The following is a 16739-nucleotide window of genomic DNA, read 5'->3' as shown; positions in this document are numbered from 1 at the left end:
AGAACGCAAAAATCAATTATCTGTTTAAATAAAGACGTCCTTGTTTTGGTGGTTTGTTTCCTTTATTAAAATAGAGCACATAAAAATAAACGCCGTTCGGTGCTATTCCGCTGCTAATGCCACTGGCTTCATAATTTAATCCGTCCCAACCCGGTTTATTCTTAAATCCTTTATACATTTCGTTTCCATATCTGTTGAAAATCTGAAGTGTATAACTCGGATACAAAAAGTCGATATCCTGAATTACAAAAGAATCATTTACACCATCTCCATTAGGCGAAAATCCATCAGGGATAAAAACATTTTCTAAAGAATCACATTTTGTTAAAAACACAACAACTTCAAGACTGTTCTCCGAAATACAACCTGTTGTACTTTCAAAATCGAACCCAAAATAATGTCCATTTTCAACCAATGGCGTAGTTGATGACACTACATTTCCATTGACACGAGCGTCATACCAAACGACCGATAAGGGTGAATTGGTTCGATTAGTCAAATCTGCAATCGTAGGCCTATCTAGTCCACAAAAACCTGCTCCCTCTGAATTTAATACCGGAGCCGCAGAATCATTTATCGTAACCGCAATCATCGTTGGTTCTGATGTACAACCGGCACTGGAAGTTTCCCTTACATAATAATTCTCTGATTTCAGAATGTATGTTGCGGCAAGTGGTGTAGTTGCTGTTTCAGAAATATACCATTTATATGGAGCTCCATTAGGTTGTAAGTTGGCAATTGTCGGACCGTCAGCTTTACAAAAAGACTGAGGATTTGCCGATGGAGCAACAGGAATCGCATTTATCAAAAAAACATCTGACAAATTGGTTATATTGGTACCACAACCTGTTATATTATTAGTCAGTCTCGTAATCGAAACAGTATAGGTTCCCGGATTTGTCGCGGGACCGGAAGGAAGTACAAAACTTGCATTGCCACCCGATACAGGCAAACTAACGGTTAACGGTGTAGAAGTGGTGTTATCTGCTACAGTATACGATAATGAAATATCTGTTAAAGTTCCTAGTCCACTAACTTGAACAGAAACAGGCTCTCCAAAACAAACGTCTTTAATTTGCATTCTTACTGTTGCTGTAGCTGGTAATGGATTTATCAAAATATCACCACTCAAATTAGCAGTATTGGCACATTGAGAAATCACATGACTGATATTTGTAATCGTTAATACCGCAGTACCCGCATTGGAATTTAAAATAGCCGGAAGCGAAAAACTCGCATTGCCAGCCGTAAATGTAGCTCTTGCTATTTGTCCGGTGGCCGTATTGGCTCCCGTTAAATTATAAACAAGATCATAGGTTCCGTCTGTAATTTTTATGGCATCAGAAATCTGCACTGTTGCACTCTCGTTCTGACAAGTTGTAATTGGTGTAATTTTGGCATCACTTAAATCCGGTATCGCATATACAACTAAGTCATCGGATAAATTATTGATAATATTGGTACATTTCCTGGAACTATTAAATGCAAAAATATCCAGAATACTTACGTTAAAGCTTCCTACCTGTTGAAAAAACTTTGAATCTAATGGGAATATAAGAACTCCGTTAGTAAAATTTGCTATTACCTCTACCGCTCCTCCATTTGGCCCTGACACCTTATATTGTACAAAATAGCTTCCATTGGGAATAACGGCGTTTCCTTTTCTTATTGTAACGGAATAATTTGCCGTTGCAATCTCCGTTTCACAGATATCCGTATTAACAGTAAGGGTAGCTCCTGTAAAATCAAGCTTTTTTTCAAGCCTAAACCATACGATTGTCTCTTCTGGGTCGCAAATTGGTTTTGGAGATAAAACCCTATAGGTAAAGTAAAAATAACCTTCTCCAAATCGGTCGTATATCTTTTCCATATCTACAAAATGGTCGCCTGAAAAAGTTAATTCTCCTGTATTTATGCGGTTACTGTCACTCCAAGTTCCACCTGCATCCTGATCTTTTAGCAATGTATAAAGATCAAAATTGGTATAAGCAGACAAACCATCACTTGCACACAAAGACAAACGTATTGGTTCTCCTGATTTCGGTGCCCTGACAACGGTTATAACAGCCGATGATGATACAGCAGGACAGCTACCAATGGCGGGCATTGTATAGGTAAATTTATAATCTCCTTCAAAATCAGTAATATTAATTGAAGCATCAACATTTTTATTGGTCGTGTTATCGAACCATTGTCCATTATACTGTGGTCCTAAAAAGAGACCATTAAAGGCTTCAAAAAGATTAAAACTGCCGGTTGCGCTACACTGTGTTGAATTTGAGGTAATCCCCGAATAACCACCAATGGTTACCGTTACTGTGGCAGAATTATCTGTACAGCCAGCCCCGCCATTAACTGTATACGTATAATGGTAAATTCCGCTTTGGCGAATAAGATGTACATTTAAAACTCCTGTTGTCGCATTTAATCCCCCTGTCTCATCGTCATCTGACCATACTCCTCCCGCTGTTGGTGTTCCTCCCAATGCTGCATATAAATTAATCGATTGATTAGCAGGATTAGGAATATCACATACCGTAAGATTACCATCATTCCCGGCACATTGTGCAAAAACTGAAGAAGGCATAAACGAGAAAAAGACAAAAAACAATATAAAATATAAGAATTTGATGTGATTTTTGAACATAGATTCTATTTTTAGACAAACATATGAAAATATTAATCCCTCGTAAATAAAAAACAAAATTTTCTTGTTAATTTTAACTTAAAATTGAAAAGATTAACATTCCTTAACCCCTAATAAACCTACTTTATCGACAAACGACCTACAATTCGTCTTCAAGCTTAAATCTGAATTTCAAAATCAAACTATTTCGCTCTACTTCTAAAGTAATCCAAATATCATCTTCCGATTTTAAAAGCGCATTTATTTGTTGAAGCGAATATTTGTATGGCAATACACTATTGATACTCACAATAATATCTCCTTTCATCAAACCGCATTTTTCAGCAGCCGAAAACTTGCGGATGTTTACGATTTCAAAAACGGGCTTTAAACTAAATTTGTACCTAAAATCATTTCCTTTTCTTGCATTTGCTTCCATCTCACCCAGAGATGATGTAACTTGCACCGTTTCTAAGTGAACAGTCTCCTGTACCCATTGCAAACCATTGTGTTGAACTGTAATACCGCTTTTATTATAAGTGAACGGTTCCGAAAATTTGCTGTTTTTTTTCAGAAACAGCTTTTGATCTGCATAGTCTAACACCACTGTAAATCTTTTTAAAACTTCACCCCCAAGAGAACCAATACGCCCGGGAACCATTTTTACATTCCGAACTGATGTTGAATCGGGAAAAGAAACAATTGGATTTTTAAACTCAAAGTCCGCGATCGAAAATTTTGAAATTTTTGCCCTGTGTCCCTCAATGTCCCCACTGAAGCCTTTTCCTAAAAAATCAGGAAAGTTTTTTGTTGGCAATTTTATTTTATCATTTTCAAAAACCCAAAAAGCATCACTGTTGCCAATATCAATAAGCAGTTTAGCAGGAATATCCACACCGTCAACAACAGCCGTTGATTGTATATAAGGTTTGGATCGTTCAATTGTTATTGGAATTGTTTCAAATTTTTTCTCAAGTCTCTTTCTGGTCTTTTCGTTATTGAGATGTATAGTAACTTTCTTTTTTTGATAATTAATTTCAACTAAATTATTTTTAAAAAATTTATAGCCAATAATTCCATTTACGGGAATTCCGATATGTGAGGACAAATTAAATTCCTGATCGAGAATAATATAAAGCAATTGATTTATAGATTTCAAGCCGTGGGTTTCTAAGACGTTGTTGGTCGATTTCAATCCTTCAATTTCTTCGTCACCTCCTAATCCTCTCAGTTTTATTTTTTCAACATTATTAAAATGAACTTCTTGTCTTTCGTCCATACTAAACAAGATGGTTTCTTCTACACCGGAATCCAGTAGAAAATTTAATTCTACTCCATTTACCTTTATAGGAATAAAAATAAGATTGTTGATCAATTTAAAAGGGATAGTAACCTTCGAGCGCTGGTTTTCTATCATAAAATCATTTTGAGCATTTAATAGAAAAGGTGTTAAAAGCCCAAAAAACAACACTATATATTTTTTCATTTATAATATTTTAGTATAAATTTAGTAAATATATTCATAATTGTTACATTTTCATAAGTCACTATAATGTTTACGTTAAATTCGAAAAAAAAATGCAAATTTGCACTTCAATACAAATAGCTCATGCCAACAATTTCGCAAAAAGGCATCAACATGCCCGAATCACCGATACGTAAACTTGCTCCTTATGCAGATATTGCAAAGCAAAAAGGACATAAAGTGTATCATTTAAACATTGGTCAACCGGATATCAAGACACCCGAAGTAGCCATCCAGGCGGTAAAAAATATTGACTTAACTATTATAGAATACAGCCCGTCTGCCGGCTATGAAAGTTATAGAAAAAAACTAGCACAGTTTTACCAACGCCAAAATGTAAATGTCAACTCTGAAGATATCATTATCACTACCGGTGGTTCTGAAGCCTTATTGTTTGCGTTGGCCACTATAACAGATCCGGGAGATGAGATTATCATTCCGGAACCTTTTTATGCTAATTATCATGCCTTTGCATCATCAACCAGTGCTACTGTGGTTCCTGTTATTTCGACTATCGAAACGGCATTTGCATTGCCAAGCATTGAAACAGTTGAAAAATTAATCACACCAAAAACAAAGGCCATCTTAATCTGTAATCCGGGGAATCCAACAGGATACCTATACTCCGAATCAGAAATTAAACAACTGGCCGGTTTGATTAAAAAATACGACTTATACTTAATCGCCGACGAGGTTTATCGTGAATTTCTGTACGATACAGATGATGTTCATTACTCGGTAATGAATTTAGATGACGTACAACAAAATGTAATTATGGTCGATTCTGTTTCTAAACGTTACAGTATGTGTGGCGCAAGAATTGGCTGTCTGGTTACCAAAAACAAAGAAGTTTTGGCAACCGTAATGAAATTTGCTCAAGCAAGACTAAGTCCTCCGACGATCGAACAGATTGCCTGTGAAGCTGCTATAGACACTCCTCAGAGTTATTTTGACGAGGTTATTTCAGAATACAAAGAGCGTCGTGATACTTTGATTACAGAATTAAATAAAATAGAAGGCGTAATTGTAACCAAACCCAAAGGTGCTTTTTACTGTATTGCTCAATTACCAATTGATAATGCTGATGATTTTGCACAATGGCTTTTGGAAAGTTATGATTTGAATGGAGAAACCGTAATGGTCGCTCCTGCCGCAGGTTTTTATTCTACTCCCGGAATGGGACTGAATCAGGTTAGAATTGCCTATGTCCTGAACAAAAAAGACTTAGTTAGTGCCGTAAATGTTCTTAAAGAAGCTCTTTTAGTTTATAACAGCAAAAAATAAGACCACTCCAATAACATCAATCGCAAAAGACAATAACAGCTTAAAGTTATTGTCTTTTGTATTTTAAATAAAGCGCTCTTTGGTTTTAATTTAAACGATATCCAAAAAGTAGGCACTAAATAATAAAAACGATAGAAAAGGTTTGCTTTTTATTAATTATCTTTACCGCCTTAAAAAGATTTACCACATATAATAGTAGTTTTTAATGATAAATAACGAAGATTTTTTAGACGAAATGGGTGACAATCACTTTAGCAGTAATGCGCAAAACCCTCTTAGAAAGGACGCTTTTGACTTAAGTGACGATGAAAAAATAGAAAAAATAAAAAAAGATGTCGAAAACATTCTGCAAACGCTTGGAATGGATTTGACGGACGACAGCATAAAAGGTACTCCAAACCGAGTTGCTAAGATGTTTGTAAAAGAAATTTTTGGTGGTCTTAATCCTTCCAAACAACCAAAAGCTTCTACTTTTGATAATAATTACAAATACGGTGAAATGTTAGTTGAAAAAAACATTACCGTTTATTCTACCTGCGAACACCATTTATTACCAATCATCGGAAGAGCTCATGTTGCTTATATTTCGAGCGGAAGAGTTATTGGTTTATCTAAAATGAACCGAATTGTTGAGTATTATGCCAAAAGACCTCAGGTTCAGGAGCGTCTAACCATGCAGATTGTTCAGGAATTACAAAAAGCTCTTGGTACAGAAGATGTTGCCTGCGTGATCGATGCCAAACACCTTTGCGTTAATTCAAGAGGAATCAAAGATATCGAAAGCAGTACCGTAACCTCAGAATTTGGTGGAAAATTCAAAGATCCGCAAACCAAAAGAGAATTTCTTGATTACATAAAATTAGAAACTCAGTTCTAGGTTAATCGTTGATTTGTTTAACTGTTTAACCGATTAAACAAATCAACAATTAAACGACTAAACCAAAACCAATGTACGTTTTTTCATTTGAAAAGTTAGAAGTTTGGCAAAACTCATGATTTTTTACTTTGGATATTTACAAATTAACTAGTAAATTTCCATCAAATGAATTATTTGGAATTACATCTCAAATAAGAAGAAGTACTTCGTCAATCGTTACCAACATTGCAGAAGGAACATCAAGAGAGATACAAATAAAGAGAAAGCTTGTTTTTTGACAATTTCATACGCATCAGCAATGGAAACTTTAAATCATTTGATTCTTTCAAAAAATTTAGGTTACGTTTCGGAAGAAAAATATATTCAATGCCGCGAAAAACTTGAAAAAATTTGCAATCAGATAAATAATCTAAAAAAATAGTATCTTTCAAAAGAATAAAATTGACCAATCCGGATTAAACGAATTAACACTTTAACAGTTAAACGATTAAACAAAATAACATTATGCCACTATACACAAGTCAACCTCTAAAAATATACAACTCACTTTCGGGTGAAAAAGAAAGTTTCAACCCTATACATGTAGGAAATGTTGGAATGTATGTTTGCGGACCTACGGTTTATAGCAATGTACACTTGGGCAATGTTAGAACCTTTATGTCTTTTGATATTATTTTCAGATATTTTTCGCATCTGGAATACAAAGTGCGCTACGTAAGAAACATTACCGATGTTGGACATATTGTGGATGATGTGGATGAAGGAGAAGATAAAATTGCCAAAAAAGCACGTTTAGAGCAGGTTGAACCAATGGAAATTGTACAACGCTATACGGTAGATTTTCATGATATTTTAAGATCATTTAACTTTCTGCCGCCAAGCATTGAACCAACTGCTACGGGACACCTTATTGAGCAAATTGAAGTCATCAAAAAAATAATCGATACCGGAATCGGATACGAATCTAACGGATCGGTTTATTTTGATGTTGTAAAATATAACGAAACCAAAAATTATGGCATATTAAGCGGCAGAAACATCGAAGATATGCTTGCTAATACACGTGATCTTGACGGGCAGTCTGACAAAAGAAACCCACAGGATTTTGCGCTTTGGAAAAAAGCAGAACCGGAACATGTTATGAGATGGCCGTCTCCATGGAGTGATGGTTTCCCTGGCTGGCATCTTGAATGTACTGCCATGAGCACCAAATATCTGGGTAATCATTTTGATATTCACGGAGGTGGAATGGATTTAAAATTCCCGCATCATGAATGTGAAATCGCACAAAATGAAGCTTGCACGGGTCACTCTCCGGTTAATTACTGGATGCATGCCAACATGCTTACCCTAAATGGTAAAAAAATGGCAAAATCAACCGGAAATAACATTTTACCGGGTGAAATATTAAGTGGAGACAACAATATTCTAAGCAAAGCCTTTTCGGCTTCTGTGACCCGTTTCTTTATGTTACAGGCACATTACAGAAGTATTTTGGACTTCTCTGACGATGCTATTGTAGCCGCAGAAAAAGGGTATAAAAGATTAATGGAAGCCGTTAACGCTTTACCGGCAATCACTTCAAGTGCAACAAGCTCTATAGACATTACATCTTGGAAACAGTTGTGTTATGATGCCATGAATGATGATTTTAACACGCCTATCTTAATCGCACAACTATTTGAAGCTGTTCGTTACATCAACTTATTAAAAGAAGGAAAAGAAACTATTTCTGAAGAGGATTTAGCAATCTTTACCGCTGCCATCAATGCTTTTGTTTTTGATGTTTTAGGTTTGATTGACGAAAAAGCGGAGGGTAATAATGACAAATTAGACGGTGTTGTAAATATGCTTATCGGAATGAGAAATCAGGCCAGAGCAGATAAAAACTTTGCTCTTTCTGACCAGATTCGTGACCAGTTAATTGAACTTGGTATTCAATTAAAAGACGGAAAAGAAGGCACCAGTTTTTCCTTGTAAACATTCAATTTCTAATAAACCATGAAAGTAATCACTCCATTTGTTTTATTAGTGCGTTTTTATCAAAATGCCATTTCGCCCTTTACACCGGCAAGTTGCAGATTTGAGCCAACCTGTTCCAGTTATATGATTCAGGCGCTGCAGATGCATGGATTATTTTATGGTGGTTACCTCGGAATTAAACGTATTTTGAGTTGTCATCCCTGGGGAAAAACCGGTTACGATCCTGTTCCCGAAAAGAAATGTTTGCACAAACATTAACTTTTAATAAAGACTTACTCTGTTATAAATATTTATTTTTACAACACAAAAAAAACAATTCAACATATGACACATGCCTTAAACATCATTTGGAATCCTTCAGAAGGAATCGATTTAGGATTTTTTATGATTCGTTATTACAGTTTAATGTTCGTAATCGCTTTTGGATTAGGATGGTACTTAATGAAAAAGATTTTCGAACGCGAAAACGAACCGATCGACAAATTAGATTCTTTATTTGTATGGACTGTTTTAGCCACTTTAATCGGTGCACGTTTAGGTCATGTTTTATTTTATGATTGGGAATATTTCAGAAATCATTTACTTGAAATCTTTCTGCCTTTTAGATTTGAACCAAAGTTTGAATTTACAGGATTCCAGGGATTAGCAAGTCACGGCGCTGCAATTGCCATCATTGTGGCCATGTATTATTTTAGTAAAGTAGTTTTAAAACGTCCTTTGTTATGGATCTTAGACCGAGTTGTAATACCGGTTGCCAGTGGTGCTATTTTTGTTCGTTTAGGAAATTTTTTCAATTCTGAAATCATCGGACACGAGACTACTTCTCCATTTGGAATTCGTTTTCTTCACGATCAATTCAGCAAAGCAGAAGCTGTAAATGCGACCAGTATACAAAATCCTAAAGAAGCTTATAATGCTATCGTAGCAGATCCAAAATTTGCCGATTTGTTAGCACAAGTACCAGCAAAACATCCGACACAATTATATGAAGGCTTTTGTTATATTTTTGTGTTTGCAATCTTATTTTTCTTGTACTGGAAAACAAATGCAAGACTTAAATCAGGTTATCTGTTTGGACTATTTTTAGTATTGTTATTTGCGGTTCGCTTTGTTGTCGAGTATGTAAAAGAAAGCCAAGGCGGAATCGAAGAAGAACTTGGTCTCTTCTCAACAGGACAATGGCTAAGTATTCCATTTATTATTGTTGGACTATACTTTATTATCAGAGCACAAAGAAATCCTTTAGCGACTTCTTAATCACAATAAAGTCAAAAATACAAGCGAGGCTGTTTCAATACAAATGAAACAGCCTCGCTTTTTTTGTGTTCACAGGTTCAGGGGCAAAAGCTGGAAAATTTTTAAACCATATAAGTAATGTAAGTTCATTTTAGATTTACTTTGCGTTACTTACCGAAAAAGGATCAAGTCCAAAAGTTGTGCGGAAAATCATAAGGTAGAAAAATCAGCAACTTAATATTCATCGAAATCAAGTTCTAGAACTTTAATCCTTCCCAAGAGAATACGAAACACCAAACTCAATATTCTTTGTATTATAGCCCGCATTTGAGCTTCCTAGACCTGCATTAGAAACATGCCTGACACTTGGACGTACATCAAAATGGAATCTTTGCGCTTTCACCGAAAATCCAAGCGCTAACACATCAGCAAAAGCAAATCCTTCAGACATGCGTTCTGTTTCTGTGTCTGTGATCATCGGACCAATGCTTCCTAAAAAATAAACGGAAAGACTTTTATTTATCGGCTTTCGGATCAAAAAACCAATATTCAGCACATATTCATGAATGTTTTTTAGTTTCGTATAAACAGCACGTTTTTCAAGATAATCAGGCTCCTCCGGTTTAACAAAATAGAAATTCAGCAATTGGTGCGTTCCAAAATTAACTTCGGGCTGGACCAAAACTTCGTATTGAAAATGTCTTGTTTCTTTTAACCGGTAATACAATTGAGCTTTATAAAAGTGATTGGTGAAGGTGTAATTCCTATTCTTTAATTCACTTCCAAAACCATAATTAAACCCGACCCTCAAATTACCCTCACGCTCTTGTCCGCACATCCTGAAGACACCTAAAAAAACCAACAAACCCAATAGTAATGTTCTACTCATAAATTACATTTATAAATTTAAATATAGCACAAAAAAAAAGGATCCAACTTTCGTTGAATCCTTTTTTTTATATAAAACTTAATTATTATTCTTTATTGTGCTTGTCTTCGATATTGTGTTTATCATCTTTAGAAATTGTATCCACCAATACCGGTGTAGCAATAAATAGAGAAGAATAAGTTCCTACTACAATACCAACCAACATCGCGAAGATGAATCCTCTAATTGACTCTCCACCAAAAATAAACATCGTTAACAATACAATGATCATCATTAATGAAGTATTCAATGTTCTTGACAATGTAGTATTAATAGAAGCGTTTACAATATCTTCAAAACTACCTTTACGGTTTCCGATGATGAACTCTCTAATTCTGTCAAATACAATTACAGTATCATTCATAGAATAACCAATCACCGTAAGAATCGCAGCGATAAAGTGCTGATCCATTTCCATGTGGAATGGCATGAATTTATAACATAAAGAGTAGATTCCCAATACAAAGATAACGTCATGCGCAACAGCTGCAATCGCACCTAATGAATATTGCCATTTACGGAACGATACCATTAAGTATAAGAAGATCGCTGCCATAGCACCTAAAACTGCCCAGTAAGAGTTCGTTTTAATATCCTCAGAGATAGAAGCTCCAACTTTAGAAGCTTGTAATACTCCAACTTTTTTACCATCGTAAGTATTAGTAAATTTATCATAAGAAGTATTAGGATAGTATTTTGCTAACGCTTTGTATAAAATTTGATTTACTTCTTCATCAACCGCTACTCCATCTTGTTGGATCTTGTATTTAGTTGTGATTTTCAACTGATCGTCATCTCCTAAAATTTTAGCCTCAACCGGAGTTCCGAAAGCAGCAGATAATTCATCTGAAACTACAGTAGCATCAATTGGTTTTTCAAATTTAACCTGGAAAGTTCTTCCTCCAACAAAATCAACACCTTCATCTAATCCGTTAACGAAAAAGATAGAAACCAAACTTACTACAACAACAATTGAAGAGAAGATGTAAGTGAATTTTTTAATTTTGATAAAATCAAAGTGGAAATTAGTAAACCAGTTTTTAGTAATATTAGTAGAGAAAGTTAAATCTCCTTTACCTGCAATGTTTCTATCAATAAAGATTCTCGCAATAAAGATTGACGTAAACATAGAAGTTACGATACCAATAAGTAATGTTAAAGCAAAACCTTTAATTGGACCTGTTCCAAAAATAAACAAGATTGCTCCAGTTAAAACATGCGTTACGTTTGCATCAATGATAGAACGCATTGCTCCGTGCCATCCGTAAGAAGCAACAACTGCTTCAGACAATGATTTACCTTCACGTAATTCTTCTTTTGCTCTTTCAAATATAATAATGTTCGCATCTACCGCCGTACCTAATGTTAATACGATACCTGCGATACCTGGTAATGTTAATACAAAACCAAAACTTGCCATAATTCCGAATAAGAAAAGTAAGTTTAATAATAACGCAAGATTAGCATACCAACCTGCTTTACCATAATAGAATACCATCCATAAACAAACTAATAAAAATCCTAATACAGAAGAAATTGTTCCTGCATCAATAGCTGCCTGACCTAAAGATGGTCCTACAACAGTTGATTGAATAATGTCTGCAGAAGCCGGTAATTTACCTGCATTTAATACGTTTGCTAAATCTTTAGTTTCAGCTACATCAAAAGAACCTGTAATTTCAGATCTTCCACCTGCAATTGGACCACTAGTAACACCTGGCGCAGAATACACGATATTATCTAAAACAATAGCAATATAACTTTTCTGAGAAAAAGCTCTACCTGTTAATTCTTCCCAAACTTTAGCACCTTGGCTGTTCATTTGCATAGAAACAGCTGGTTTACCCATTTGGTCAAATGTATCTTTCGCATCTGTTACAAGACCACCGTTCATAGCTGGTACATTGTCTCTGTTTCCTTTTAAAGCGTATAATTCAACTACTTCAACATCTTTTGCTTTTGCATCTTTTATTGTAGTTGGTTTACTCCAAACAAATTTTGCATAATGTTGATCAGCAGCTAATAAAATTCTGATTTCCGGTCTTTTAAAATAAGCATTGATTGTTGCTGTATCTTTTGGAGCAAAATAACCTAAAACCGGTCCACCACCTTGTCCAACAATTTTGTCAAATAATGGGTCGTTTCCTTTTTTAGCTTTAGTTGAATCTTGTGTATCAGTCAATAAAGCATTCAATGAATCTTTAGCAACTGTTTTAGTTTCTGTTTTTTTGATTTCAGTCTTTTTTAAAGCTTCGTTAGTTGCTACTAAAAAGTTTCCGATTTCTTCAATCTTATACGTTTCCCAAAACTCTAATTGAGCTTTTCCACCTAATAATTTTTTAATTCTATCCACATCTTTAGCACCTGGAAGCTCCACTAAGATTCTTCCTGTGGCACCTAATTTTTGGATGTTTGGTTGTGTAACACCAAATTTATCGATACGCTCTCTTAATACTTTGTAAGCACTTTCGATAGACTCATCTACTTTTTTTCTAATTACTTTCTTAGCTTGAGCATCAGACATTTCAAAAGCAATTCCGCCTTCACCTTGCAAGTTTCTGTTAGCAAAGATTTCAGGAGAAGCTAATTTTGTTGTTCCGCTTGAATTTGCATCAAAAGCCTCAAAAAATTTATCTAAATAACTTTTGTTACCTTCTAAATTTGCAGTCGCATCAGCCAATGATTTATTAAATACCGGATTTTTAGAATTGTTGGCTAATCCTTTCAAAACATCTTTAATAGAAATTTGAAGAATAACGTTGATTCCTCCTTCTAAGTCAAGACCTTTATTGATTTGTTTGTTTTTTACTTCATCATAAGTAAAATCCGTAAATCCAAGATTCAGTACCTTTACTTTACCAATAGAATCTAAATATTTTAGCTCTTTATCAGGATTATCTCCTGCAAAAGCTTTGGCCTCACTTTTGACATTGCTTGCCACGTAAGTGAACGAAAGTTGGTAAATACTTACCAACGCAAATAGAATTGCGAAAAATTTAATAAGTCCTTTATTCTGCATTATTACTAAAAATTAATTAAGTTTTATTGTTTGTTTTTGTTTTAAAGTCCTATAGAATAAGCCCTGACATGATTTTTTTAAAACTAAAAAACTAGATCACGAATTACAACATTTTTTTTAAACCGAGCAAATATATAATTTACGAAAAGATTAACCAATTTATTTATTAATTAATCTCAAAAAAAAGACTGCAAAAGTGCAGCCTTATCTTTTTTTTATCAAAATCATTATACTAAAATCGATTTTAGAGCATCATTCATCCCTCTAACTGCATCAGCACTTTTAGCAAATAAAGCTTTTTCTGCGTCGTTTAACTGGATATCCAAAATTTCTTCAATTCCATTTTTACCAATTATACAAGGTACTCCGATACAGATATCATTTTGTCCGTACTCTCCTTCTACATAAACAGAACAAGCAATCATTTTCTTCTGATCGTTTAAAATACTATCCACAAGATACGCTACAGAAGCTCCCGGCGCATACCACGCTGAAGTTCCTAAAAGACCTGTAAGAGTTGCTCCTCCTACCATCGTATCTGCAGCCACTTTCGCTAACACTTCTTCAGAAAGAAATTCGCTAACCGGAATTCCGTTGTAAGATGCCAAACGTGTCAAAGGAATCATAGTTGTATCACCATGACCACCTATAACCATAGCAGAAATATCATTTGCCGGTTTGTCTAAAGCCAAAGAAAGATACGTTCTGAAACGTGAACTATCTAAAGCTCCACCCATACCTATAATTCTGTTTTTTGGTAATCCGGTAGATTTTAAAGCCAAATAAGTCATTGTGTCCATTGGATTAGAAACCACAACAATAATTGTATTTGGTGAATGTTTTAATACATTCTCAGCAACTGTTTTTACAATCCCTGCATTTATACCTATTAATTCTTCACGGGTCATTCCTGGTTTTCTTGGAATTCCGGATGTAATTACTACTACATCACTCCCGGCAGTTTTAGAATAATCGTTGGTTACACCTGAAACTTTGGTATTAAACCCTGTATTTGTAGCGCATTGCGTGATATCTAATGCCTTTCCTTCAGCAAAGCCTTCTTTAATATCCAACAATACTACTTCACTAGCAATTCCTCTATAAGAAATAACATCTGCACATGTAGCTCCAACATTTCCTGCTCCTACAATGGTAACTTTCATATTTTATACTTTATCGGTTATTAATTAATTTGTATGTCTTTAAATTGACAATTCGTTTAATCGTTTAGTAAATTTAAACAATTAAACGAATTGACCTATTAAACTTTTATTTTATGCGTCAATATTTGCATAAACAGCGTTTTTCTCGATAAACTCTCTACGTGGCGGTACTTCATCCCCCATTAACATAGAGAAAACTCGATCTGCTTCTGCAAGACTATCAATCGTTACCTGACGTAAAGTTCTGAAACTTGGATCCATGGTTGTTTCCCATAATTGCTCCGCATTCATCTCTCCAAGACCTTTATAACGTTGAATAGCAGCACTTCCTCCCATTCTTTCGTTGGCCTGATCACGTTGAACATCATTCCATGCGTATTCTTTCTTATTTCCTTTTTTAACTAAGTATAAAGGTGGTGCTGCGATATAAACGTGACCTTCTTCGATCAATTCTTTCATGAAACGGAAGAAGAACGTTAATATTAAGGTAGAAATGTGACTACCATCGACATCCGCATCACACATGATGATTACTTTGTGGTATCTTAGTTTTTCAAGATTTAATGCTTTACTGTCTTCTGCTGTACCAACAGTAACTCCCAAAGCGGTAAAAATATTACGGATCTCCTCGTTTTCGAATACTTTATGATGCATCGCTTTCTCTACATTCAGAATCTTACCACGTAATGGTAAAATCGCCTGAAAGTTACGATCACGACCTTGTTTTGCTGTTCCACCAGCCGAATCTCCCTCGACAAGGTAAACCTCACATCTTGCAGGATCCTGCTCCGAACAATCTGATAATTTTCCAGGTAATCCACCGCCACCCATAACGGTTTTACGTTGTACCATTTCACGTGCTTTTTTAGCAGCATGACGGGCCTGAGCAGCCAAAATTACTTTTTGGATAATTACTCTTGCATCATTTGGATTTTCTTCCAAATAATTCTCCAACATTTCTCCAACAGCTTGAGAAACCGGAGAAACTACCTCTCTGTTTCCAAGTTTGGTTTTGGTTTGTCCTTCGAATTGTGGTTCTGCAACTTTTACCGAAATAATAGCTGTTAATCCCTCACGGAAGTCATCTCCCGCAATTTCGAATTTCAATTTATCCAACATTCCGGAAGCATCTGCGTATTTTTTAAGGGTTCTTGTCAAACCACTTCTAAAACCTTGTAAATGCGTACCTCCTTCGTGAGTATTGATATTATTTACATAAGAAAATATATTCTCTGTATAACTTGTATTGTAGATTAAAGCCACCTCAACCGGAATTTCACCTTTATCGTGATCCATGCTGATTACGTGAGAAATAATTGGTTCACGGTTACCGTCCAAATAACGGATATATTCTTTCAAACCTTCTGTTGAATGAAAAACTTCACTTCTGAAATTCCCGTCTTTGTCTACTTCTCTTTTATCGGTGAAAGTAATGGTGATTCCTTTATTCAAAAAAGAAAGCTCACGCATACGAGCCGACAATGTATCATAAGAGAACTCTGTTGTCTGAGTAAAAATAGTATTGTCAGGGTAAAAAGTCTGGCGTGTACCTCTCTTATCTGTTTCTCCGATTTGTTTTACCGGATACATTGATTTTCCTCTTTCATACTCCTGCTCATAGATTTTTCCTTCTCTGAATACAGTTGATTTCATATGAATCGAAAGGGCATTTACAACCGAAACACCAACTCCGTGCAAACCTCCTGAAACCTTATACGAATCTTTATCAAATTTACCTCCGGCACCAATTTTGGTCATTACAACCTCAAGTGCAGAAACTCCTTCTTTTTTGTGTAAATCGACCGGGATACCACGACCGTTATCTTCAACCGTTACCGAACCGTCTTCATTTATTGCAACACCAATGGTATCACAATGTCCTCCCATCGCCTCATCAATCGAGTTATCAACAACCTCATAAACCAAATGGTGTAGCCCTCGAACTCCTACATCTCCAATATACATCGATGGACGCATTCTTACGTGCTCCATTCCTTCTAATGCCTGAATACTATCTGCTGAATAATTGTTCTTCTTGATTTCTTCGCTCATATAATTTATTCTAAAAAATGTAATTATTGTCTAACACGCAAATATA

The 16739-nt window shown here is 35.3% G+C and carries 13 protein-coding genes; 7 read left to right on the top strand and 6 right to left on the bottom strand.

Features of this window, described 5'->3' with window-relative positions; all coding sequences use genetic code 11:
- Positions 1–16 precede the first annotated feature (16 nt).
- Both LNP23_RS11845 and LNP23_RS11840 read right to left on the bottom strand, forming a co-directional pair.
- Positions 17–2647, bottom strand: a complete 2631-nt coding sequence (locus LNP23_RS11845) for a T9SS type B sorting domain-containing protein (protein WP_230005046.1) — start codon at positions 2645–2647, stop codon at positions 17–19.
- 139 nt (positions 2648–2786) lie between these two features.
- Positions 2787–4112, bottom strand: a complete 1326-nt coding sequence (locus LNP23_RS11840) for a PDZ domain-containing protein (protein WP_047775550.1) — start codon at positions 4110–4112, stop codon at positions 2787–2789.
- A gap of 123 nt (positions 4113–4235) precedes the next feature.
- On the opposite strand from LNP23_RS11840, the gene LNP23_RS11835 reads away from it, so the two are divergent.
- The 7 genes from LNP23_RS11835 to lgt all read left to right on the top strand — a co-directional run bounded on the left by LNP23_RS11835 (position 4236) and on the right by lgt (position 9552).
- Positions 4236–5435: a pyridoxal phosphate-dependent aminotransferase gene (locus LNP23_RS11835; RefSeq protein WP_230005045.1), complete on the top strand. Its 1200-nt coding sequence runs from the start codon at positions 4236–4238 to the stop codon at positions 5433–5435.
- A 205-nt stretch (positions 5436–5640) separates the two neighbouring features.
- The gene (gene folE / locus LNP23_RS11830; RefSeq protein ID WP_047775547.1) at positions 5641–6312 is read left to right on the top strand and encodes a GTP cyclohydrolase I FolE; all 672 of its coding nucleotides are present in this window, start codon (positions 5641–5643) and stop codon (positions 6310–6312) included.
- A gap of 128 nt (positions 6313–6440) precedes the next feature.
- Positions 6441–6590, top strand: coding sequence for a four helix bundle protein (locus LNP23_RS11825; protein ID WP_230005044.1), 150 nt, complete (start codon positions 6441–6443; stop codon positions 6588–6590).
- Between the two features lie 20 nt (positions 6591–6610).
- Positions 6611–6733, top strand: coding sequence for a four helix bundle protein (locus LNP23_RS11820; RefSeq protein ID WP_230005043.1), 123 nt, complete (start codon positions 6611–6613; stop codon positions 6731–6733).
- 83 nt (positions 6734–6816) lie between these two features.
- Positions 6817–8292, top strand: coding sequence for a cysteine--tRNA ligase (cysS, locus tag LNP23_RS11815; protein ID WP_230005042.1), 1476 nt, complete (start codon positions 6817–6819; stop codon positions 8290–8292).
- A gap of 21 nt (positions 8293–8313) precedes the next feature.
- Positions 8314–8553 (top strand): membrane protein insertion efficiency factor YidD, encoded by a 240-nt coding sequence (gene yidD / locus LNP23_RS11810; RefSeq protein WP_047775542.1) that lies wholly within the window; start codon positions 8314–8316, stop codon positions 8551–8553.
- 66 nt (positions 8554–8619) lie between these two features.
- Positions 8620–9552, top strand: coding sequence for a prolipoprotein diacylglyceryl transferase (gene lgt / locus LNP23_RS11805; RefSeq protein ID WP_230005041.1), 933 nt, complete (start codon positions 8620–8622; stop codon positions 9550–9552).
- A gap of 244 nt (positions 9553–9796) precedes the next feature.
- On the opposite strand, the gene LNP23_RS11800 is transcribed toward lgt, so the two are convergent.
- The 4 genes from LNP23_RS11800 to gyrB form a co-directional block, all read right to left on the bottom strand.
- Positions 9797–10420, bottom strand: a complete 624-nt coding sequence (locus tag LNP23_RS11800) for an acyloxyacyl hydrolase (protein WP_230005040.1) — start codon at positions 10418–10420, stop codon at positions 9797–9799.
- Positions 10421–10505: 85 nt separating this feature from the next.
- Positions 10506–13478, bottom strand: coding sequence for a protein translocase subunit SecDF (secDF, locus tag LNP23_RS11795; protein WP_230005039.1), 2973 nt, complete (start codon positions 13476–13478; stop codon positions 10506–10508).
- Between the two features lie 227 nt (positions 13479–13705).
- Entirely contained in the window at positions 13706–14641 is a 936-nt protein-coding gene (gene mdh, locus LNP23_RS11790) for a malate dehydrogenase (protein WP_230005038.1), read from the bottom strand.
- Between the two features lie 111 nt (positions 14642–14752).
- The gene (gyrB, locus tag LNP23_RS11785; RefSeq protein ID WP_047775536.1) at positions 14753–16693 is read right to left on the bottom strand and encodes a DNA topoisomerase (ATP-hydrolyzing) subunit B; all 1941 of its coding nucleotides are present in this window, start codon (positions 16691–16693) and stop codon (positions 14753–14755) included.
- Between the last annotated feature and the right edge of the window lie 46 nt (positions 16694–16739).

It is taken from the genome of Flavobacterium cupriresistens, from assembly GCF_020911925.1.
GTDB lineage: Bacteria > Bacteroidota > Bacteroidia > Flavobacteriales > Flavobacteriaceae > Flavobacterium > Flavobacterium cupriresistens.
This window is presented reverse-complemented; position numbering and strand designations above follow the sequence as displayed.

Coding starts and splice junctions, on each gene's coding strand:
- LNP23_RS11845 (WP_230005046.1), bottom strand. CDS start 2,647: ATGTTCAAAAATCACATCAAATTCTTATATTTTATATTGTTTTTTGTC.
- LNP23_RS11840 (WP_047775550.1), bottom strand. CDS start 4,112: ATGAAAAAATATATAGTGTTGTTTTTTGGGCTTTTAACACCTTTTCTA.
- LNP23_RS11835 (WP_230005045.1), top strand. CDS start 4,236: ATGCCAACAATTTCGCAAAAAGGCATCAACATGCCCGAATCACCGATA.
- folE (WP_047775547.1), top strand. CDS start 5,641: ATGATAAATAACGAAGATTTTTTAGACGAAATGGGTGACAATCACTTT.
- LNP23_RS11820 (WP_230005043.1), top strand. CDS start 6,611: ATGGAAACTTTAAATCATTTGATTCTTTCAAAAAATTTAGGTTACGTT.
- cysS (WP_230005042.1), top strand. CDS start 6,817: ATGCCACTATACACAAGTCAACCTCTAAAAATATACAACTCACTTTCG.
- yidD (WP_047775542.1), top strand. CDS start 8,314: ATGAAAGTAATCACTCCATTTGTTTTATTAGTGCGTTTTTATCAAAAT.
- lgt (WP_230005041.1), top strand. CDS start 8,620: ATGACACATGCCTTAAACATCATTTGGAATCCTTCAGAAGGAATCGAT.
- LNP23_RS11800 (WP_230005040.1), bottom strand. CDS start 10,420: ATGAGTAGAACATTACTATTGGGTTTGTTGGTTTTTTTAGGTGTCTTC.
- secDF (WP_230005039.1), bottom strand. CDS start 13,478: ATGCAGAATAAAGGACTTATTAAATTTTTCGCAATTCTATTTGCGTTG.
- mdh (WP_230005038.1), bottom strand. CDS start 14,641: ATGAAAGTTACCATTGTAGGAGCAGGAAATGTTGGAGCTACATGTGCA.
- gyrB (WP_047775536.1), bottom strand. CDS start 16,693: ATGAGCGAAGAAATCAAGAAGAACAATTATTCAGCAGATAGTATTCAG.